Source organism: Streptomyces sp. A0592, assembly GCF_004795115.1.
GTDB lineage: Bacteria > Actinomycetota > Actinomycetes > Streptomycetales > Streptomycetaceae > Streptomyces > Streptomyces erythrochromogenes.
Genome location: NZ_SSBM01000069.1, coordinates 1 through 20227, shown reverse-complemented (window position 1 = coordinate 20227; position 20227 = coordinate 1). Strand labels below are relative to the sequence as shown.

General features: G+C 70.0%; 20 protein-coding genes and 4 pseudogenes. 11 read left to right on the top strand and 13 right to left on the bottom strand.

What is annotated here, in order from left to right; translation table 11 throughout:
- Positions 1 to 121: 121 nt before the first annotated feature.
- Positions 122 to 655: pseudogene (locus tag E6U81_RS38425) on the top strand (hypothetical protein); the annotation flags it as partial.
- A gap of 105 nt (positions 656 to 760) precedes the next feature.
- On the opposite strand, the gene E6U81_RS38420 reads toward E6U81_RS38425, so the two are convergent.
- From E6U81_RS38420 to E6U81_RS38405, 3 genes are all read right to left on the bottom strand, one after another.
- Positions 761 to 958, bottom strand: coding sequence for a hypothetical protein (locus E6U81_RS38420; protein ID WP_136234626.1), 198 nt, complete (start codon positions 956 to 958; stop codon positions 761 to 763).
- 898 nt (positions 959 to 1856) lie between these two features.
- The gene (locus E6U81_RS38410) at positions 1857 to 2204 is read right to left on the bottom strand and encodes a hypothetical protein (protein ID WP_136234625.1); all 348 of its coding nucleotides are present in this window, start codon (positions 2202 to 2204) and stop codon (positions 1857 to 1859) included.
- A 216-nt stretch (positions 2205 to 2420) separates the two neighbouring features.
- A complete protein-coding gene (locus E6U81_RS38405) occupies positions 2421 to 2687 on the bottom strand; it encodes a hypothetical protein (RefSeq protein WP_136234624.1) in 267 nt (88 codons plus the stop codon).
- A gap of 148 nt (positions 2688 to 2835) precedes the next feature.
- On the opposite strand from E6U81_RS38405, the gene E6U81_RS40340 reads away from it, so the two are divergent.
- Positions 2836 to 2976 (top strand): hypothetical protein, encoded by a 141-nt coding sequence (locus E6U81_RS40340; protein WP_168714868.1) that lies wholly within the window; start codon positions 2836 to 2838, stop codon positions 2974 to 2976.
- Positions 2977 to 3110: 134 nt separating this feature from the next.
- On the top strand, positions 3111 to 3434 hold the full coding sequence (locus E6U81_RS38400; RefSeq protein WP_136234623.1) for a hypothetical protein: 324 nt from the start codon (positions 3111 to 3113) through the stop codon (positions 3432 to 3434).
- A 168-nt stretch (positions 3435 to 3602) separates the two neighbouring features.
- On the opposite strand, the gene E6U81_RS38395 is transcribed toward E6U81_RS38400, so the two are convergent.
- Entirely contained in the window at positions 3603 to 4052 is a 450-nt protein-coding gene (locus E6U81_RS38395; protein ID WP_136234622.1) for an SRPBCC family protein, read from the bottom strand.
- A 485-nt stretch (positions 4053 to 4537) separates the two neighbouring features.
- On the opposite strand from E6U81_RS38395, the gene E6U81_RS38390 reads away from it, so the two are divergent.
- The 4 genes from E6U81_RS38390 to E6U81_RS38375 all read left to right on the top strand — a co-directional run bounded on the left by E6U81_RS38390 (position 4538) and on the right by E6U81_RS38375 (position 8199).
- Positions 4538 to 5812 (top strand): cation:proton antiporter, encoded by a 1275-nt coding sequence (locus tag E6U81_RS38390; RefSeq protein WP_136234621.1) that lies wholly within the window; start codon positions 4538 to 4540, stop codon positions 5810 to 5812.
- 368 nt (positions 5813 to 6180) lie between these two features.
- Entirely contained in the window at positions 6181 to 6867 is a 687-nt protein-coding gene (locus E6U81_RS38385; protein ID WP_240804265.1) for a HemK2/MTQ2 family protein methyltransferase, read from the top strand.
- A 58-nt stretch (positions 6868 to 6925) separates the two neighbouring features.
- Entirely contained in the window at positions 6926 to 7123 is a 198-nt protein-coding gene (locus tag E6U81_RS38380) for a CDGSH iron-sulfur domain-containing protein (protein WP_240804266.1), read from the top strand.
- Positions 7123 to 8199: an iron-containing redox enzyme family protein gene (locus E6U81_RS38375; RefSeq protein WP_136234620.1), complete on the top strand. Its 1077-nt coding sequence runs from the start codon at positions 7123 to 7125 to the stop codon at positions 8197 to 8199. Before E6U81_RS38380 ends, E6U81_RS38375 begins: the two co-directional genes overlap by 1 nt.
- Before the next feature lie 220 nt (positions 8200 to 8419).
- Here E6U81_RS38375 and E6U81_RS38370 read toward each other — a convergent pair whose 3' ends face one another.
- The 4 genes from E6U81_RS38370 to E6U81_RS38355 form a co-directional block, all read right to left on the bottom strand.
- The gene (locus tag E6U81_RS38370; protein ID WP_136234619.1) at positions 8420 to 9115 is read right to left on the bottom strand and encodes a DUF6766 family protein; all 696 of its coding nucleotides are present in this window, start codon (positions 9113 to 9115) and stop codon (positions 8420 to 8422) included.
- An 83-nt stretch (positions 9116 to 9198) separates the two neighbouring features.
- Positions 9199 to 9627 (bottom strand): hypothetical protein, encoded by a 429-nt coding sequence (locus E6U81_RS38365; RefSeq protein WP_136234618.1) that lies wholly within the window; start codon positions 9625 to 9627, stop codon positions 9199 to 9201.
- Positions 9624 to 10100 carry a hemerythrin domain-containing protein gene (locus E6U81_RS38360; RefSeq protein WP_136234617.1) on the bottom strand — a complete coding sequence of 159 codons (477 nt, stop codon included), beginning with the start codon at positions 10098 to 10100 and terminating at the stop codon, positions 9624 to 9626. Before E6U81_RS38360 ends, E6U81_RS38365 begins: the two co-directional genes overlap by 4 nt.
- Positions 10101 to 10115: 15 nt before the next feature.
- On the bottom strand, positions 10116 to 10391 hold the full coding sequence (locus tag E6U81_RS38355) for an isoamylase early set domain-containing protein (protein ID WP_136234616.1): 276 nt from the start codon (positions 10389 to 10391) through the stop codon (positions 10116 to 10118).
- A 467-nt stretch (positions 10392 to 10858) separates the two neighbouring features.
- On the opposite strand from E6U81_RS38355, the gene E6U81_RS38350 reads away from it, so the two are divergent.
- The 3 genes and pseudogenes from E6U81_RS38350 to E6U81_RS41585 all read left to right on the top strand — a co-directional run.
- A complete protein-coding gene (locus E6U81_RS38350; RefSeq protein WP_136234615.1) occupies positions 10859 to 13246 on the top strand; it encodes a nitrate reductase in 2388 nt (795 codons plus the stop codon).
- Between the two features lie 992 nt (positions 13247 to 14238).
- Positions 14239 to 14571 (top strand): STAS domain-containing protein, encoded by a 333-nt coding sequence (locus E6U81_RS38345; protein ID WP_168714866.1) that lies wholly within the window; start codon positions 14239 to 14241, stop codon positions 14569 to 14571.
- Between the two features lie 219 nt (positions 14572 to 14790).
- Positions 14791 to 14910 (top strand): annotated as a pseudogene (locus tag E6U81_RS41585) (DUF6328 family protein); the annotation flags it as partial.
- A 529-nt stretch (positions 14911 to 15439) separates the two neighbouring features.
- On the opposite strand, the gene E6U81_RS38335 reads toward E6U81_RS41585, so the two are convergent.
- A complete protein-coding gene (locus E6U81_RS38335; RefSeq protein WP_136234612.1) occupies positions 15440 to 15601 on the bottom strand; it encodes a hydrophobic protein in 162 nt (53 codons plus the stop codon).
- 675 nt (positions 15602 to 16276) lie between these two features.
- On the opposite strand from E6U81_RS38335, the gene E6U81_RS38330 reads away from it, so the two are divergent.
- Complete coding sequence (locus E6U81_RS38330) at positions 16277 to 17158, top strand: SigB/SigF/SigG family RNA polymerase sigma factor (protein ID WP_136234611.1); 882 nt, start codon at positions 16277 to 16279, stop codon at positions 17156 to 17158.
- A gap of 758 nt (positions 17159 to 17916) precedes the next feature.
- On the opposite strand, the gene E6U81_RS38320 is transcribed toward E6U81_RS38330, so the two are convergent.
- The 4 genes and pseudogenes from E6U81_RS38320 to E6U81_RS38305 form a co-directional block, all read right to left on the bottom strand.
- Entirely contained in the window at positions 17917 to 18318 is a 402-nt protein-coding gene (locus E6U81_RS38320) for a cofilin family protein (RefSeq protein WP_136234610.1), read from the bottom strand.
- Positions 18319 to 18469: 151 nt separating this feature from the next.
- The gene (locus tag E6U81_RS38315; RefSeq protein WP_136234609.1) at positions 18470 to 18745 is read right to left on the bottom strand and encodes an isoamylase early set domain-containing protein; all 276 of its coding nucleotides are present in this window, start codon (positions 18743 to 18745) and stop codon (positions 18470 to 18472) included.
- A 271-nt stretch (positions 18746 to 19016) separates the two neighbouring features.
- Positions 19017 to 19935 (bottom strand): annotated as a pseudogene (locus E6U81_RS38310) (SpoIIE family protein phosphatase).
- Positions 19936 to 20123: 188 nt separating this feature from the next.
- Positions 20124 to 20227 (bottom strand): annotated as a pseudogene (locus E6U81_RS38305) (IS5/IS1182 family transposase); the annotation flags it as partial.

Below are 20227 nucleotides of genomic sequence, written 5' to 3'. Positions count from 1 at the left end.
GCGGCCGCCCCAGCACGGGCCGAGGCAGCAACGGCTGCACGAGTTCCCACTCAGCGTCCGACAGTTCATGGCGACGTATCACCCGACCATGATCCACAACGCAAGATCACTTTGACGACAGACCCTAATGGGGGCGGTCGGTCTCAACGGCGCGGCCAAGGAGCAGAGTGGCGGCGACTGGCAGGTGGGCGCGCGGATCGCCAGTTCGGGCTGGTCAAAGTGGGCGCCGCTCGGCGCGGCCGCGATTGCCGCCCATGTGGTGGGGAGCAGCGGGCTGCTCGCCGCGAACGCGGCCCGGGTCGTTACCCAGCAGGGCGTCGCCGCCTCAACCATCGCCAAGACCGCGTTGACCGGGGCCGCACCGGCCGCGACCGCCTACACACGCATGCTGGGCAAGAAGATCGAATACGCCTCCTCCGAAAGCCCGGCCGACGCGGAGAAGGCCGAGCCGGATCCCGTGGAGACGAAGAAGACCGAGCAGCAGCTCGCGGCCATGCAGTGGGTGGTACCGGCCCTGACCGGCGGTCTCCTCGTCCTCAACGCCCTCCACGGTGAGCAACAACGTCCCGCGGGGCAGATGCACGGCATGTGGCAGCGCTACCGCCAGCTCGCCCCCCACACGCCCGAGCCCGGCGGCTGGCACCTCAGCCACTGACGCACTTTCGGATCACCCGAGCGTCTCAGCCGCGGTGCAGCCGGGCACCGCGGCCGGGCGGCGGGCCCTCGTTCGGGCCGTGCCGGCGTTGCTGCCAGAGGGACATCAGATCTCGTCGCCCTCCGGGGCCGGTTCGGCCGGCGAGCCGGCAGCCAGCAGCCGTTCGACGGCGGCCGCGACGTGGACGGCGAGGCCAGCGGTATCCGTTTCCGCGGCACCGTCGAGGTAGTTCACGATCGCGGCTTCGATGACCGCACGCAGAACCTCGCTGTCGGGAGCGGTCGTGGAGGCGGGTCGGTGCATGGGCTGCTCCTTGGCTCGGGACAGGGCCGGGCGGCAGGGTCGGGAAGCTCGTCCATCCTCCCCCACGGTCGATGGGTGAGCGCCGCGTCGGCTCAAGTTCCAGGTCCGAATTCGCTGGCCGGGTTCCGTCGGCCGAACACCGAGGGTCGCCCCGTTGGGGCGAGACTTTGGAACTCGGAGCAGTCTGCATCAAGCCCATCGAGCCCTGACGCTGGGCCCGCATCCCACTGTTCGCCGGACGGGGCGGCGCTACCCGCCGGAAACCGGGGCCGGTCACACCGCTGCCCGCAGCCCAGCCGACGCCGGTCGATCGGCCGCAGCAGCCGCGCCGCGTCCAGGACATCGGCGATCCGGCGCTGCCCGATCGACGTAGCGGACCGCATCGTCAGCACGGCGGGAACGCCGGCCAGGCCCAGGGGGTGCGACCGGCTGGCCGCACCGAACCCGGCCCCGTGCCGGGTACGCCGCACACCGTCTCCAGGCCGCAGGTTCCCGCCCGCAAGGTCCCGCCACGGCGCAAGCAGCCGCTCGGCATCGTCGGGCCGGCCCGACGAGAGGACGCGGACCGGCTCCGACACCGGTCCCAGCAACACCACCGGCTCGTGGGCATACCGGTGCAGGGCCTCCCAGGACACCGCGGGCGCTTCCCCGCCGGCGCGGGCAGGTGCGGCGGACACCAGACGGCACAGCCGCCCCCAGTCGGCGGCGGTGCGCGCGAGGAGGGTGACGGTCCGCGTTCCTCACCCTTCGTTTTCATCCTCGCCCGCGAGGGCCTCGCACTCGACGAGTCAGCCTCCTGCGCCGCACCGCCGACTCGACCGGCGCGGCATCGAGGTGAGCTTCCCAGTTGGCGAATGCCGCCAACTCTGCGCTCAGTCACAGTTGGAGCGGTGCCAGGTCATGAGGTGCGGTGCCAGCGCCGTTCCTCGCGCCTGCGGCGCCCGATGACGTACAGGTCCACGAGAGCCACGAGCGCGAGCATGAAGCAGCCGATCGCAAGGACCGCGTAAACGCCTGGCGGCGGGCCCGCGGCGGCAGTTGCGTCGGACCTGAGAATCAGCATGAGGACGCCGATCAGCGCGAAGATCGGCGCGAACAGCAGGGAAAGCAGGCGGCGGAGCCTGAGGTCGCTGCGAGCCCACTGGGGTTCACTGCCGTCGTGCCGCCAGCGGGCGCCTGCCGCACGCGCCTGCCGGTCGGCGGCGCGGCCGCTGCGGTAGCGCTGGCGTCGGTTAAGGGATGCCATGACGATCGCCCTCCCGCTGTCGAAGGACTGCGCGCGAAGGGGCCATAAGGTTGGCCGGCGCCGCTCCGCGCCCGGATCAGGACGCCTGCCCAATGCGGACACGTCTCACACCTCCTTGCGCCGCCGCGCCTGCTGGAACTCCCCGCGTCGATGCTCAGGAGCGGCGGCCCCAAATCTGCAGGCCGGGGTGCGGAGCCGTCAAGGTGGATGGCGGCGTCAGGTGGTGAGGTGGCTGTTCCCGTCGGGCCGACCCTCGGCGATGTCGCCGTTGAACCAGTAGTCGCCGGCCGCGAGATAGCGGAAGGAGTGGCTGGCCGCGGCGGCCGGGGCGATCATGACCGCGCGTGTCCCATCGGGTCGGGGTGTCAGTTCGCGGGTACCGGGCTTCCACTCGTTGAAGTCGCCGACGGGGCCGGGCGGGGTGCCGGCGGGCAGGACGAAGGTGACTTCGGTACGGCCGTCGCGGCCGTCGCGTTCTAGCACGGCGGAGCTCCTCGGGCTGGCTGGTTCGGGGATCGAACGATCACTTGCAGGTCGATCGCGCTCAGTTATCAAATGATGCGCTATGTGACAGCTGGTGGCAGCGTGGCGGTGGAACACCCCCCCCCACCACGGAGTCCACGATTGCGGTATGCGGGACAAGCGTCAGCAGCCGGGCACGGGCCGCGAGGAGCAGGAGCACCTCCCGCGCCGGTGTCCGGGTCAGGACGAGCCGAAGGACATGCAGGGCCGCCCGTCCCGGGAGCGCGGCCGCCAGGAAGCCTTCGCGTGAGCGGGCGAAGGAGAGGGACGACGACCTGCGTCGCCCGTGCCGTCACGTAGAGGGCCCGCCGTGGCACATCCTCGGGCGGGCCCTGTCACATCCCTGCGGCGCCCCTGGCGAGCGGCGCTTTTACCATGAGTCCCGTGGAACGCGATCTTGAGCTGATACGCGATGTACGCCGACTGCTGGCGGATGAAGGGTTCGGCCTGGCAGAGAACGGCTCGGAGGGACTGTTTTTGCGTCCCGAGCCGAGGGGGTTGTGGCTGCGTTGGCAGCGGCGCGAGCTACTGCGGCCCATTTTCCAGCTGCACGGCGACGCCGCCGACCTCGCCTCGCGTGCTGAGGTCGCCGGTATCCAGGCGGCCATCCACATCGCGCTGACGGTCCTGCTGCGGTCTGCCGGCTACAAGGTCAGCGAGCAGGACGAGGGCTGGCTCTTGGTGACCCGCCCACCCGACGCGGCCTGACAGCGCCGCGGGCGGCCGTCGGCGGCCCGGGGTGCGGCATCACGCCTACGGACTGCCGACGACGGTCCCGGCCTCGGGGAATGAACCATCCTCGCACCGCTTCCAGGCCGGGAAGGAGACGCGAGAGCCGGGGCCAGGATTCACCCGGACGAGGACGCTGCGCGGGGGTCAGACCTCGCCGCGCCAGGATCCGGTCTCGCTGCCGCGCTCCTCAATGTACTGCTTGAAGCGCTTCAGGTCGCCGGTGATCCGCCGCTTGACGAGGCCGAGCTTGTCGCCGACGTTCTCCGCGAATCCTTCGGGGTCGTAGTCTAGCTGCAGCATCACCTTGGTCTTGTTGTCGGCGAGGTGGTGGAAGGTGACGACGCCGGCCTGCTTCACCTCGCCGCCCAGAGTGGTCCAGGCGACGCGTTCGTCGGGGATCTGCTCGGTGATCTCCGCCTCGAACTCCTTGGTCACCCCGCCGATCTTCGTCACCCAGTGCGTCATGGTGTCGGTGCGCTGGTCGATGCGTTCCACACCCTCCATGAAGTGGGGGAACGACTCGAACTGCGTCCACTGGTTGTACGCGGTACGTACGGGGACATCGACCTCGATCGACTCTTCCATCTGGGACATGAAGCATCCTTCCTCTCGTGGCCGGACGCTGGCCCGGCCGTACCCGGGGAGCTCTTCCCCTGCAGGCGCCCCTGCCCGCGATCCGCACATCCATGACGCGCCAAGGAGGGCTCCGCCCGCGTCGCCTTCCGGAAGGCTGTTCCCGCAAGGCTATGAGCGGTGCGACAGCGATCCGGAAGCAGCCTTCGCCGGGTGCGATTCGCTGCGGCGACTGACTGCACCGTTCAAGCGGAGGGTGAAAGCAGGCGGTTGGACGACGCCCTGATCGCTGTGACGGCCGAATTCGAAGAGCGCAGTCTCATCACGAACGAGGAGCGTCTTACCAACCGGGCACGGGACCGCGACATTGAAAGTCTCAGCACCCGGTCTTTGCTTGCGGAGGCTGGTTTTTCCTGTCCTGGGACGAGGATTGTCTGCTCCGTTCACGGAGCACGACACCGTCGACGCTATCTGCGGGCCGCATCCGCTGGTGTTTTTGGGACAGGATGAGCCGGGTGATGCTTTCCGATGCCGTGTATCTGGCCATGGGAATCGGCGCGCTCGGTGCTGCGGTGCTTCCCCGTCTGGTCTTTCGCCGGCCACTGTCCATGCCGATGGTGTTCCTCACGGCGGGGATGCTCGCAGCCGCCCTTCCGGTGACCGTGCCGGTGGTGGATCCCGGGCGGGAGCGGCTGTGGGTGGAGCACGCCACGGAGCTGTGCGTGATCGTCTCCCTTATGGGTGCCGGTCTCGCTCTCAACCGGGCGGTGGGATGGCGACGGTGGATGGGGCCTTGGCGATTGCTGGGCATCGCACTGCCCCTCACCATCGCAGCGACCGTGGCCCTGGCGGTGTCCGTCCTGGGCTGGCCGCTCGCCCCGGCATTACTCCTGGCCACAGTCCTGTCCCCCACCGATCCGGTGCTGGCGGCCGAGGTGAGGGTGGGCGAGCCCACCGACGCGGAGGACGACGAGGACGACGTCCGGTTCTCGCTCACCGCCGAGGCAGGGCTCAACGACGGACTGGCCTTCCCGTTCGTACTCGCCGCGGTCGCCTTCGCCGCAGTCCCGGTAGGGGGCTCCGCCACAGGCTGGATCGGGCAGTGGTTCCTCGTGGACCTCCTGGCCCGGGCCGGCATCGGCATCGCCGCCGGTGTGGTCGCGGGCCGACTCCTGGGTCTGATGTTCTTCCGGGCGAGGCCCTCGGCTCTGCGACTGTCCGAGCACATGGAAGGGTTCGTGGCGCTGGGCGCGACGTTCGTGGCCTACGGCGCCACCGAACTACTGCACGGCTACGGCTTCCTGGCCGTCTTCGTCACCGCCTGCACCATCCGTGCCGCAGAACGCAGCCACGGCTATCACAAGGTCCTGCACGAGTTCACCGAACAGATCGAACGACTGTTGACCGTCTTCCTGCTCTTCGTCCTCGGCGCCTACCTCGTCACGGGCGGGTTCTCCCATCTGACCTGGCGAGGTGCCGCCATCGGGTTGCTCCTCATCCTGGTCGTGCGCCCCCTCGTTGCATGGGCCTCGCTCCTCAGGACGGGAAGCGGCCCGCGCGAACGTGTGGTGACGGCCGTGTTCGGGATCCGCGGGATCGGCTCGCTGTTCTACCTCGCCTACGCCTTCGGCCACAGCGACCGCTTCGACGCTCACGCCGACGAACTATGGGCCGCCACCGCGTTCACGGTCTTGCTGTCGGTGTTCCTGCACGGTGTGGCTGCCACCCCGGTCATCCGCTGCCTTGACCAACGCCGGGGCTCCTCCCCCACGCCTCTTTGATCTCGGGCCTCCCCACACCCAGGACCGGTTTTGCTCACGATCAGTGCGTCAAGGCTGCAGGTCCCGGCGCATCCGTTCGCGATCTTTCGCCTCCGTCCTGCCGTGTCCGCAAGAGCAGCCGGCGGCCGGGCGATGGACAGCCGCCGGTATCGGCGCCTGCGAGCGTTCGAGCGCTGGCGGGCAGCGGGGCTCAGGCGTGCCGCGACCCGTGGTGGCGAGCAGTCTCGCTTTGCACACCGGGAAATGGAAGTACTGGTTCCGCAGCCTTCAGGAAGATCGTCGGAGGTCGCATGGCAGGCCCTCATCGGGGCAGGCGCAGCGTGACCGGCGCCCCACTCGTGCGCCGCGTTCGATTCAGGAGGTACGCGATGTCGAGTACGGCTCTGACCTGGGGCATGCTGCGTGCGGACCTGATTGCCCTGCCCAGCGTCTACCGGCCGCAGGGAGATACCCATCTGCTCGCGGCGGCTCTCGCCCACGAGGATCTGGGGCCCCGTTCGAACGTCCTGGAGATCGGTACCGGCACCGGCGCACTGGCGCTGCACGCGGCCCGCAGTGGAGCCGCAGTCACGGCGGTCGACGTCTCCTGGCCCGCAGTGGTCACCGCCCGCATCAACGCACTGCGCCACCGTCTGCCCCTGCGTGTGCTCCACGGCGACTTCGCCGCACGTACCGAGGGGCGGCGCTTCGACCTGGTAGTGACGAATCCGCCCTACGTCCCTGCTCCGTCAACGCGCCTGCCCTCGCGCGGACCGCAGCGGGCCTGGGACGCCGGGCCCGAGGGACGCACGGTGATCGACAGGGTCTGCGCCGCGGCTCCGGTCCTGCTGCACTCCGGCGGCGTCCTACTCATGGTGCACTCGGGCATGTGCGGGCCGGAGACGACCGTGCAGCGCTTGACAGCGGCCGGCCTGAGCGCCGGCGTCACGGCACGGGTCGCCGTGCCCTGGGGCCCGGTCCTGCGCTCACGGCGGGCCTGGCTGGAGGGGCGGGGACTGGCCCGCGCCGCCGAGGAGTGGGAAGAGCTGGTGGTCATCCGTGCCCAGTACCTCTGACAACGGCACCCCGACAGTCGGCCCGCCGAGCGGGGCCAGCACGGCCCCGGCCCGCCGCGTGGCCCTGGAACCGGGAGGCCCGGCACTCGTCGAGGGGCCGGTGGAGATAGCGCTCGATGACGGCACCGTAGCCCGGTCGGATCGCTTCATGGTCGCCGTGTGCACCTGCCGCCGCAGCCGCACGTACCCCTGGTGCGACACCAGCCACCGTCCCCGCGAACGAAACGTCCCGCCGTCCGAGAACAGGAACCCGTGATGCCCCCTCCCGGCCCCCACCCGACGGCCACCGCTGCCGGTCCCCGCCTGGTCGAGGGGCGCGGCGACCTGTCCTGCGCGCTGGTCGAGGCGCTGCGCTCCGGCGGAACGCCCCGCTACCGAACAGCGTCCGTGCTGAAGGCCGACCCGTGGGGCGAGGACCTCCAGCTCGCCCTGTACCTGCTGTACGAGCTGCACTACCGCGGCTTCGACGGCGTGGCCGACGAACGGGAATGGGACCCGGAGCTGCTGCGGCTGCGCCGGGCCCTGGAAAGTCGCTTCCTGCACGCCTTGCGCGGCGAGCTGACCGACGCGCCCCACACGGCTGCGGACGCCTTCGCGCCGCTGCTCGTGGAGCCCGTGGACCTCTCCGGCAGCCTCAGCCGCCACCTCGAAACCGCCGGAAAGCCATGGCAGCTGCGCGAATACGCGGCCCTGCGCTCCCTCTACCACCTCAAAGAGGCCGACCCGCACCTCTGGGTCGTCCCCCGCCTCACCGGCCGGGCCAAGGCCGCGATGGTCGCCATCGAGTACGACGAGTTCGGCGCCGGCCGAGCCGAGCGCATCCACGCGCGGCTCTTCGCCGACCTGATGGCCGACCTCGGCCTGGACACCGCCTACGGCCGCTACCTGGACCACGCCCCGGCGCCCCTGCTTGCGACCGTCAATCTGATGTCGCTCTTCGGGCTCCACCGCGCCCTGCGCGGCGCACTCGTCGGACACTTCGCCTGCGTCGAGGTCACCTCCTCACCCGGCTCAAGGCGCCTTGCCAACGCCATGCGCCGCTGCGGGGCGGGAGCTGCCGCCGAGCACTTCTACGCCGAGCACGTCGAAGCCGACGCCGTCCACGAACAGGTCGTACGCCGCGACGTCATCGGCGGCCTCCTCGCCGACGAGCCCGAACTCGAAGGCGACATCGCCTTCGGCTGCGCCGCGACGATCCTCTTGGAGGATCGCCTCGCCGACCACATCCGCGAAGCCTGGGACCAGGACCGAAGCGCGATGCGCGCGATGCGCAGGCCCCTGACGGACCGCCGGCCGGGCCGACAGGAGACGGCCGGCTCCGCTGTCACGTGACGTGCGCGCGTCAGCGCGCCGAGCCTGGCGATGCATCCGACCGAGCTCGGTCGGCCAAGCGGCAGGTGCCGACGGCCTGTCTCCGCGCGCCTTCCCTCCGCCGGACGCTCCACGCCCCCGGCGCCCGCCCCGGCAACAGGTCGCTCCGGGCCTGGATGGAGCCGGATCCGGCGTACGGCAGTCGACGCGCTGTGGCCCGCACCGGCCGGGCCGGGCCGGGTCAGCCTTCGATGCCGGTGGTGGTGTGGGCGGCACCGACCGGCTTGGACTCGGGGGAGCCGCGCTGGCGGAGGTAGACAGACAGGACGACCATGGCGGCGACGGCGAGGAGTTCGGACTGCCAGTTCTGCAGGGTCCGGTTCCAGAAATCGGGCGTGGTCACATAGCCGGCCCAGCTCACGGGGTCCTCGAGCTGGCGGAGCTGCTGGTCGTTGTAGGCGGCGGTGCCAGCAACGGACTGGGCCAGCCAGGACAGGACGAACAGGGTGCCCATGACGGTACCCAGCGAGCGGGCGTAGAGGCTCTGGCGCCAGTCCTTCGTCCCCGCCCACCGCGGCGAGTCGGAGCGCGCGTGGTCGCCCATGCGCTGCTGCTGCTCGTTCTCGATGCCGGCTTCGTGGACCTTCTTGGATTCGGGAGAGCCACGCTGGACGAGGTAGACGGTGCCGAAGATGTAGAGGAAGAACTGCAGGAACTCCGACTGCCAGTTCTCGCTGACATCCACGGCGAAGTCCGAGGACATCAGGTATTCACCGAAGGTGAGCGGCTGGAGTCCTTCGACGGTCATCTGTTCGTTGAACTCGGCGTGCCCAGCGATCGCCTGGCAGACCAGGACGACCAGAAAGGCGATGCCGAAGGCGAGGGTGAGGCTGTTCTCCCGCCAGAACCCCCTGCGCTGCTCGCGGCTGCCGGTCATCGCTGGAGCACCCCGATGGTGATGAAATACCCCAGTCCGCCGAGAATGACCACCAGGGTGGTGACGAACAGGATTCGCACGCCTCAGGCCCCCTTGATCAAACAGTCGTAGGGCCGGTCGGGGCGGTGGGTGCAGCCGGCGGCCACTACGTTCCAGCCGCCGGTGAACTGGGACAGGAACAGGGTGTCGCCCTTCATCCGGACCATCGCCTGCCGCCCGTACGCCTCCACGCCGTCGATGCCGGCCGCCTTCGGCAAATGCTGCGAGGCGAACGCGGCGGGGCAGGTCGTCTGTTCGTCCTGCTCCAGCTGCTGGCGGGACTGCGGCGCCAACAGGGCACAGGCCCGTACGTGATCGCCCGCCGCGACGGCGGCCTCGAAGGCGGCGCCCGCCGCGGCGGCGGCGTCCTTCCGTGCCGCCGGGGCCCCGCACCCGGCCGCAGAGAGTACCGTTGCGGCCACGATGAGCACGCCGCCGAGGCGCCCCCACAGCCGCGGCGGTGACGGCCTCATCCCGAGTGTGCGCTGGGGACGGCCAGAGGGTGGCGCGGTGCCTGCTGCTTGCCGGCCTGCAGCTCGCCGCCCAGTTCCGTGAGCCGGTTGCGGCCCATCGCCTTGCGGACCTCGGGGAACCAGTCCTGTTCCTCTTCCTCGACGTGGTGGCGGACCTGCTCCATCAGCACGCTCATCTTCGCCTTGAACCGCTCGTCGCCCGGATCCATGTCCTTGATCTCCGACAGCATCCACACCACCGCGTGGTGTTCCTCGATGCTCTCCAGGATGTGGTCCTTGGTGTCCGGTGCGGACTCGCGGGCGGCCGGGTAGAAGATCTTCTCCTCGATCCAGGCATGGACGGTCAGCTCTTCGATCACCTCGTCGGCGATCCGGCGGCGCTCGGCCGTGTCGTCGTCGGAGGTCTTCTCGAACCGCTTGAACAGCTTTTCGACCGTCTTGTGGTCCTCGCGCAGCAGCACAATCGCATCCATGCCCGTGCCCTTTCGTCAGGTGGTGATACGGCTGTTGGTGCCGTCGTGGCCGTCGGCCTGGTCGTCGTCGAACCAGTGGCCCCCGGCCGCCAGGTAGCGGAAGGAGTGACCGCCGCGCGCGGGCAGGACGACCGTGGCCGCGCGCGTCCCGTCGCCACGGGCCTTCAGCGGGTGTGCGTCGGGGTCCCACTGGTTGAAGTCCCCCACGACGCTGACCGGCCCGTCCGGGCTGTCGGCGGGAAGAACGAAGGTGACCTGCGTACGATCCTTGAGCTGCTTGCGTTCGAGCACCGGGTCTCCTGAGGTGTCGGGGCAGGGCCCAAGCACCCTGGCACGGTGCTGTGCGCCGCGGGCCAGCACACGCCGCAGCGCAAGGAGAGGGTCACCCGCCCGGGGGCCCGGGCGAGCCTCCGGCGGGCGCAGTGGCTCCGAGCGGCGTCTTCGGGGGCCGGAGTCAGTGACCCAGGGCGTTCTTCAGCTGCAGTCCACCGCATGCGGACCGTGCAGCAGCAGAGCCGGGCAGCCCATCAGTCGGGTCGGGACCAGGCGTATCTCCGCGTCGTCGGCGCAGGCCGGGGGCCCAGGCGTGGCCGCGGATCAGGAGGGCCCACCCGGTCGCCCCCTCACACGCGCCACCGAACGGCTGACGCTCCGGTTGCGGTGCACGCCAGCGCGTGCCCGTTCCCGTGTCGAGCGGTGCGCTCGGGGTAGGCGCAGGTCCGAGAGGGCTCCACCGCGCCACGTGGGAAGGAGCGGCCGTGAGGCGGAATCAGGCGAACGGGACCGGCGACCGGATCACCGATCCCTGGGGTCAGCGCACCCCGTACGACCGGGGCGGTCAGTGGCCCGTGCGGAGAGACTCCTGCCTGGCCGAGGCAATCACCGAGGCGGAAGTCGAGGCGTGGGTGCGGGCGGCTTCCCTCCTGCACTCCGACGGGGACGCGATGGACATCGCCGTCCAGCACGGCCGCATCGTCGGCGTCCGGGGTCGGCCCGGTGACCGCGTCAATCGGGGCAGGCTGGAGCCGAAGGACCTCTACGCCTGGCAGGCGAACGGCTCCGCGGACCGGCTGACCCGGCCGCTGGTCCGCGAGGGCGGGCAGCTGGTGGAGAGCGACTGGCCCACGGCCATGGGCCGCATCGTCGCCAGGTCGCGGGAGCTCGTCGCCTCCCGTGGGCCGGAGGCGCTCGCGTTCTACACCTCCGGCCAGCTCTTCCTCGAGGAGTACTACACCCTCGCCGTCCTCGCCCGCGCCGGCATCGGCACCTCGCACCTGGACGGCAACACCCGGCTGTGCACGGCGACGGCGGCCGAGGCTCTCAAGGAGTCCTTCGGCAGCGACGGCCAGCCGGGCTCGTACGAGGACATCGACCACGCCGACGCGATCGCCCTGTTCGGACACAACATCGCCGAGACGCAGGCAGTGCAGTGGATGCGGATCCTGGACCGGCTCGAAGGAGACGCCCCGCCCCGGCTGCTGTGCGTGGATCCGCGGCTCACCCCCGTGGCCCGCCGGGCGACCGTGCACCTCGCACCCCGACTCGGCACGAACGTGGCGCTTCTCAACGCCCTGCTGCACGAGATCATCCGGCGCGGCTGGACGGACGCCGACTACATCGCCCGGCACACGGTCGGCTACGAGACGCTGCGCGCACAGGTCGGGGCGTGCACACCCCGGTGGGCGGCCGGCATCTGCGACGTTCCGGCGGCGGCGATCGAGGAGGCCGCCGAGCTGCTCGGCACCGCCGACCGGTTGCTGTCGACAGTCCTGCAGGGCTTCTACCAGGCGAACCAGGCAACCGCCGCCGCCGTCCAGGTCAACAACCTGCACCTGATCCGCGGCATGCTGGGCCGTCCCGGGGCGGGGGTCCTCCAGATGAACGGCCAGCCCACCGCCGAGAACACCCGCGAGTGCGGTGCCGACGGGGATCTGCCGGGCTTCCGGAACTGGCAGAACGAGGACCACGTGGCCGACCTCGCGCACGTGTGGAACGTGGAGCCGTCTGCCATCCCGCACGACGGGCCGCCCACCCACGCCATGGAGATCTTCCGTCTGGCGGAGGAGGGCACGGTACGCATGATGTGGATCAGCGCCACCAACCCGGCGGTATCCCTGCCCGACCTCGCCCGGATCCGCTCCGTTCTCGCTCAGGAACGGCTGTTCACGGTCGTTCAGGACCTGTTCCTGACCGAGACCGCGCAGTTCGCCGACGTAGTGCTGCCTGCGGCGACCTGGGGCGAGAAGACGGGCACCTTCACCAATGCCGACCGGACCGTCCACCTGTCCGAGAAGGCCGTGGACCCACCCGGCGAGGCCCGCCCGGACCTGGACATCTTCCTCGACTACGCGGCCCGCATGGGCTTCAAGGACAAGGACGGCGGCCCGCTGGTCCACTGGGACGGCCCCGAGGAGGCCTTCGAAGCGTGGAAGCTGTGCAGCGCCGGACGCCCGTGCGACTACACCGGTCTGAGCTACGACGTGCTCCGCGGCCCCAGCGGAATCCAGTGGCCGTGCACCGAGGACGCCCCCGAGGGCACGGACCGCCTCTACGACCACGACGACGGCGTGTACTGGGCGCACCCGGACCTGTGCGAGACGTACGGCAAGGACCTGGTGACCGGTGAGCCGCTGGGCGAGGAGCAGTACCGTTCCATGAACCCGGACGGGAAGGCCCTCATCCGGCCCGCCCCCTACATCCCGCCGAAGGAATGGCCCGATGAGGATCACCCCTTCCAGCTGACCACCGGACGCACCCTCTACCACTTCCACACCCGCACCAAGACGGGCCGGGTGCCCGAACTCGCGGAGGCAGCCCCGGACGTGTGGGTGGAGATCGCCGACGCCGACGCCGTGCGCCTGGGCCTGGCCGCAGGCGACCTCGTCGAGGTCAGCACTCGGTGTGGGGCGCTGCGTGGGCGCCTGCGTACCGGCACAGTCCGCCCGGGTGTCCTTTGCGTTCCCTTCCACTACGGCTACTGGGACACCCCCGCCGGCAACGCCCCCGCCCCAGGGACACCGGGGCGCGCGGCGAACGAGGTGATCGCCACGGTCTGGGATCCCGTCTCCAAGCAGCCCCAGTTCAAGGCCGCGGCAGCCGCGCTCACCCTCGTCGAACGAGTCGTCGGGCCGCGCGACCGCCCGTGACGCCGTCAGGCCGAGTGGACGTCCTCGAAGGTGACGCCGCTCGGGTGGGAACGCCTACGGCCGAAGTGGTCCTTGACGTAGTCGACCGGCGCGTCGGCGTCCCGCAGCCGCTTCATGAACCGCACAGCGCCGGGCAGGGCGTCGCGGGCGACCGTACCCGCACGTCGGCGTCCTCGTGCTCGTAGGTGTTGAGCTCTGTCGACATGATCACGCGTCCATCTCCCGGGGTCGGCTGGCAGCAGTCACCGAGCACGTTGGCATCGGCCGCTCCACCCCGTTCTGGGATCCCCCACGAGACTCTGGGCGACGCAGCGGTGATCCCGCGGAAGCTTTCGTTTCCCGGATGGCATACGACACCGGCCTGTAGTAGCCCGTGAGGACGCCACCCTCTCCCCAGTGCCGGTTGCGGGGCTGATTCCGCCTCATGGTGGGCCGGTCCGGTGCGGCGTCCTGCTGACCGGGGGCCTGCTGCCACGGGGGGCCACCATGGGCGAGCAGCCCGGGTGGATCCACCCGGCCGGACTGTACGTCGCGCCTACGGGAGCGGTCCGGAAGTGAGCCAGCCGCGCCCGCGAGGGCCTGCGCGGCAGCTTCCGCAACTTGGGCGGCGGCCTGGGTGTGTCCCCCGGCGCCCAATATCGCGGCGCGCTTGTCCCGCTCCGGGCATCTGGCGAATCGACGGCTTCGATCTCCACGCGCTTGGCTCTCGCCGGCTGGGCCGTCTGCAGAACCGTCCCCGCAGCCCGGACGGCCGGGGCGGCCGGCGCACACGACCCCCGCGCAACCGGGTTGCGGCAACGTGACCTGGGTAGGCGCGATACATCAACCAGCCTGGTCTGGTGGGCCCCGCTACCTGGTGACCCCTGCTAGGTGGAAGGGCGGGTACCGGTGGCTCTGCCCGGCTGTGCGCGGCACCGGTCGCGCGCTTGACGGCCCTGCCCGTGCTCAACGGGTCGACCGTGATGGGCTCCCACGTGAACGGCGGATGCGCCATGGGCCTCAAAGACTTCGCTGTGGACGTGACCGAGCAGCCGCAGCATGTCTTCGTGTCCGTCAACGGTGACGTTGACTACGAGACCTGCTCCCCGTTGACCCGCGTCCTGCATCGACTCGTACTACCTGGCCGGACTCTGGTCCTCGAACTTTCCCACGTCTCATTCATGGGCACCAGCGCCCTCCAACTCCTACTCGCCCTGCGCGCCCGCGCCATCGACGAGGAATGGACGCTCGAGCTCGCCGGTATGCCCGACCAAGGGCTGAACGTGCTCGAACTCACCGCCACACGGAGCCTTTTCACACTCCGCCCCGCCCTCACACCGGCATGACCCAACCCACCCGCTTTCACAAGGAGCCCAGGCGCGCACCCGTCCGATCCCCGGCGACCTTCGAGCTGGCAAGACTCGCGGCACGCAGCTGGGTAATCGTTTTCGTACGGGCGGATCCGCGCCGAAAGAGGAATGATTCCCATGAGAAAGCAGCTGGGGCAGTACCGCGTTCGCAGCGCCTTGGACACCTCGGCCCCCCGTACAAGTACGCGGATTCGCCTGTGTCCGTGCAGGCCACCGCTGTCCCGGAGGGGTCACTGGGAGAGGGCCAACCGGCGGTGGGGCGAGATCCTGCAGGAGACACGGGTCGCCCAGACGGGTGGCCAGATCCTGTTCGGCTGCTGCTGAGCAGCGCCTCACGTCCCGGTTCGAGAGCCTGTCCGTCTTCGGTCACGGCCGGTAGATGCGGGGTGCCCTCTCAGGTGGGCGCCCCGGCTTGCTCGGCGTTCATCCGGTCGGTCCCGTCGGCACGGCTCCTCGCCACGATCGCGGACGCCGCCGACGCGCGGAATTCGGGGCGGGCCACCGCTCCGCGGTGATCGCGTCCCTGACGTGGGGCTCGACGGGTGGCCGCGGGGTGGGGGTAGCTGCGGAGGTGCGTGGCTCCGATAGTGCCGCCGGGGAGCAGGTCGTCGATTTCGGACTCGACGGAGATGGCGACGAGGGCGCGGGCCAGGGCGCGGCCCTCCGCTTCGCCGGTGATGTTTCTCGAGCCGCTTGGCAGCGGAGTCGGAGAAGGCCATCCGGGGCCGGGGCCCGCACCGATGGGGCAGCTCTGGTGCGCAGGGCTGGGACGGGCCTCCCGCCCGCTGAGGGTTCAGGCATACGAGGCCGATCTCCTTGAGCCGGCCGCCCCCCGCATGCCGGGCTACCAGCGGTACCAGCGGCCGCTGCTGTTCTTCGGGCGGGCCACGAAGCCGATCAGCCACAGCACCAGGACCGCGAGCGCGACCCACCAGAGGATCTTCACAGCGAAACCGGCACCGAAAAGGATCAGAACGAGCAGGAGAACAAGAAGCAGGGGAACCATAGTTATCAACCTCCGCGGCACCGCCTGCCCGAGCGCCCGCCGAACATGCATGCGATCTTTACGTGTTTCTTAACCGCCGGGATGGGCATGTGCGTTGGCTCACCAGGACGGCGTCGTGGGTCGACCGCGGACTACAGAGCGGCAGAAACCATGCCGCCTCGCGCAGTGGTGATGGTTGAAGTCTGCAGTCGGGAGCACACAGGGGCACGCGCGATCTGGTTCATCATCGGAACGCCCCGGTGCCGGACACCTGAAGACCAGGGCGAGGCCGAGGCGACGGAGGGCCGAGTCGGCAGCTGCCGGGGCTGTTTATAGCAGTGAAGGGATGACCGCCGAAGGCCGCAGCGCTCGAGCCAGGGGCCGTGCTCCGCCGGGACCGAAGAAGACTCCTGAAGCCTTCCGGCCGCACCCTCCGGCGCCGGCACGGCCATCTGCCGCGGACCCCGCCCCTCTTCGAGCTCAGGGGCCCGCTCTCGCACGCGGCCGGCCCCGAAGGTCTGCGCTGCCAACTCCTGGACCACATCCGACCACCCACCAGGAATGCCGGACGAGGGCCTTGACGACGAATACAAGAAGTACGTTTCACGTATTCCTTGACTGGTGTGCCGGTCAGGCCTGATGATCTGACCGCAACGCGCGCCACAAGGCGCGGGCCAACCCTTCGAGGAGTTGAGAATGAACGTCCTGGTCACGCCGTCAGCGACCGCACCCTCCCGGGGCTACCACTCGGACGTGGCCGAGGCCTTGGCCCCGCTCCCCCAGATCGCCAATGCCCGCGAAGTGGCACCCGCCGACGCCCGCTCCCTGTCGAAGATCTTCTTCGAACGCCTCCAGCACCTGGAGGAGGGCACACGGGACTACCAGTTCGTCCGGAACACCCTTATCGAGATGAACCTGTCCCTGGTCCAGTTCGCAGTCCGCCGCTTCCGCAACCGCAACGACGGCACAGACCTCGACGACCTGGTCCAGGTCGGAACCATCGGTCTGATCAAGGCCATCGACCGCTTCGACCCCGACCAGGGCAACGAGTTCACCACCCTCGCCCTCCCCTACATCACCGGGGAGATCAAGCGCCACTTCCGCGACACGTCCTGGGCCGTCCACGTACCCCGGCGCCTGCAGGAACTCCGCGTCGAGCTGGCCCGCGGCAAGGAAGCACTCGCCACGGTGCTGGACCGCGACCCGACCGTCCGCGAGCTCGCAGAACACCTGCAGCTCACCGAGGAACAGGTGATCGAAGGCCTCGTCGCGGCGAACGGATACTCCAGCCAGTCGCTCGACCACGGCCAGGACGACACCACCGAAACAGCCCCCCGGCCGCTGGCTGAGGTCCTCGGCGCCGAGGACTCGGCCATGGAACTCTTCGAAGACCTCCACGCCCTCGCACCCCTGCTGGAACAACTCGAAGGACGCGAGAAGCTCATCCTGGAAATGCGCTTCGGCCAGGAAATGACCCAGGCACAGATCGGCGCCCGCCTGGGTCTCTCGCAGATGCAGATCTCCCGACTCCTCACCCGCACCCTGGCCAAACTCCGCAAAGGCCTCCTGACCACCTGACCGGGGGCTTGCGGATCCCTGGACCGGACCCCTCACCGGGTTTGAAACCTCCGGCGGTGGACAGCTGCCAGGCGTGCCGCGTTTCCGCAGCGAGCGGAAGGAGACCGAGGCGAGCCCGCGAGGGGCGGTCACCGCAGCACCCCGCTACCTGCCACGCCTCCCGGCGTCCTCCTCCGTTCCGTGCCGGGAGGCGGTCGGCGAACGTCGGCCGCCGCTGCTCATCACCCACTGTCCGAGGGCTGCGATGCAGCGCCTACCGGCGAGGGCAGCGGGGCCGTAGCGAGCGCGCGGCTACGGGAACAGGCCGAGCGGCACTCGTGACCCTGGTCCGCAGGGCTCAGGCGGCGGGGCTGCGGGCCACTCCACCCCTCCGACTCTGCGGTAGCCCGGTGTCCCACTGCGGTCAGGTCACCGCCCTACCGGGTGACCGTGCGGCGTCACGGCGCCTGGTGGCGTACTTCCTCCAGTCGTTCCGCGCCGAGCCGGCCCACGGAGCGCTGCCAGCGCCGAGCGCACTGCCTCCGGGCAGTCTTTTGCTCGCGGCCGACGGCTCCCAGGGACAGCGGCCCTCCAGAGCTTGATACGAGCGGCGCCTGCCCCGCCCCTCTGGCGACCGCGCCATTTGCGCAACAGGCTGTTGTCAGCCGGTGCCGTCGCAGTGGAGCACCAGCCACCCTCGTGGGCTGCGGGGCCGCGGTGATGCCGTTGACGGATTTCATGGCGCTTGCCGGGTCCGGTGTTCGGCACCAGGGGAGAACTCAGCCGGCCAGTGCGACGAGTCTTCGGTAGGCGAGTTGGGCGGGCCGCCGGGCGGTGAGGTGAATGTGCACGTCCGCGAGATATTCCTTCAGGGCGTTGTACCCGCACGTGTAAGCCTCCTCCTGCTCACGGGCGTCCGGTGGCATCCAGAAGATCAGCAGCAGCGCGCTTCTTCGGGTGCCTTCAGGGCTGGCGAAGGACAGCCTGTGAACAACAAGCCGCGGCTCGTCCGCGGGCAGGGCCTGTACCAGCTCGTCGTGGGTCAGGTTGGCCTCGACCTCGGCCCCCAGGACGCCCGGGACCTCCGCGTACCGAAGAGCCACGGTGTTGATCTCGCGTCTCTCCCGCAGATGATGCAGGGCGACAAGCGAGCTCTCCGACAGGGTGATCGGGCTGCTCACACGTATCTCACTTCGGTACTGGTCAGGCCCCGGTAAGGGGACCTCGAGTGCCGGGACCCGGATGCCCGGCGGTACGGGCGACGATCGGGCGGCCGGAAGGACCACCACTAACCCCGCCCGGTGGCCGGTCCGGCGCGGCAGTCGGGTGTCTTCAGGTGTGGAGGCGGCCGTTGGTGCCGTCGTGGCTGTCCGCGTGTTCGTCGTCGAACCAGTGGTCGCCGGCCGCGAGGTAGCGGAACGAGTGGGTGCTGCGGGCAGGAAGCGCGACGGTTGCGGCGCGGGTGCCGTCGCCACGGGACTGAAGGGGATGCGCGGTGGGGTTCCAGTCGTTGAAGTCCCCGACGACGCTCACGGGCCCGCCCGGAGTGTCCTCGGGCAGGACGAAAGTGACCTGGGTACGGCCCTTGAGCTGCTTGCGTTCGAGCACGGGAATGACTCCAGCCTTCAGCGGGGGAACCAGCCCGTGCATCCTCGCGTGGTGTGCGTGTGGCGCGGCGGTACAGGGCCGTGCCCCGGGCGAAGGCCACCCGGGTGGCCGCGCGGTACGTCGCTGGGCCGTCCCTTGGACAGCGTCCTGGCGCTGGCCTGCCGGCACCACCATCTGCCGCGGGTCCGGCGCAAGAGTCGACCCGGCACAGCTCTCCGGGCAGTCGAGGGCATTGACGTTTCTGCGTCCCGCACGTCATTCAATGGCGGCTTCAGGATCGGGGTCCGTGCCAGTCCAGGCATAGGACGGTGGCGTCGTCTCGGGGCGGGCGGCCGTCGTAGGCATCGACGACTGCGCCGACCAGGGTGCGCACGACCTCGCGCGGGTGCTCGGTTGCGGTCTTGCGGAGGAGGTCGGCCAGGTCGACCGTTTCGCGTCTCGTTCCTGCATGCCGTCGGTGTGGAGCAGGAGGCGGTCACTGGGGCGCAGAGCTGGCCGGTGCCCGGTGGGTCTGGCGGGCCTGTTCGGCGAGGTCCGTTCCGGCGCGGCGGGCGCCGCGGGAGGCGTTGACCAGGAGGGTGGCCATGAGGGCAGCGCCTACGTCGTGGCCCATGGCGTCCGTGATGGACAGGTGGAGGGTGTCGTTGTCGAGGCTGTAGTCGTAAGTGTCGCCGGCGATGTCGGAGGCCGGGACCAGTGCGCCGGCAAGGGTGAACTGGGGGGCCTCGCAGCAGGAGGCCGCGGGCAGGTGCTGGCGCTGGATCTCCGCGGAGAGGCTGACCGCGGTGGTGCGGTTGCCCCAGTGGTAGAGGTCGGTGAAGCGGCGGACGGTGACAATGATGTACGCCAATCCGTGCGCGGCGTCCTCGACTTGCTCCAGCACGTCCGGCGTGACATGGGTGAGGAAAAGTTCCAGGACGCCGATGGTGTCGCCGCGGTTGGTGACGGGGGCCAGTACTCGCTGCCCCTGTTCGCCATCCGGTGCCAGCGCCAGCTCTGGCTGCGCAAGACCTCGTTGCAGACGCTGCTCCCGGCGAGCGGGACCTGTTCGGCGAGCTCCCCTTGAGGGGTGACCGCCGTGTCATGGACGCGCAGTAGACGCCGTCCGACGACGTCGACGAACAGGAACGCCACGTACCGCGCACCGAACCGGTCCCTCCGATCACGCGCCACACGTCGAGGGAGTCCATCGGCGCGGCTGCCTCGGCCGCCGCCAGCACATCGGCTCCCGGACTTCATGAAGCTGTCCGCCGACTGTCACAGGCGCGTGACAGGGGCTGACGTCGAACGCCCATGAGCGCGGATGGGGCCAGGTGGCCGAGGTCGTCACCGAACGGCGAGGAAGGACACAGGGGTACTAGGAGTTGTCGTCAAAGTGTCACGCCCACATCAGGAGCGACGCGAGGGTGACGGCTGCTTGGTAGGACTGGGCGGTCTTGTCGTACCTGGTCGCGATGCCGCGCCACTGCTTGAGCCGGTTGA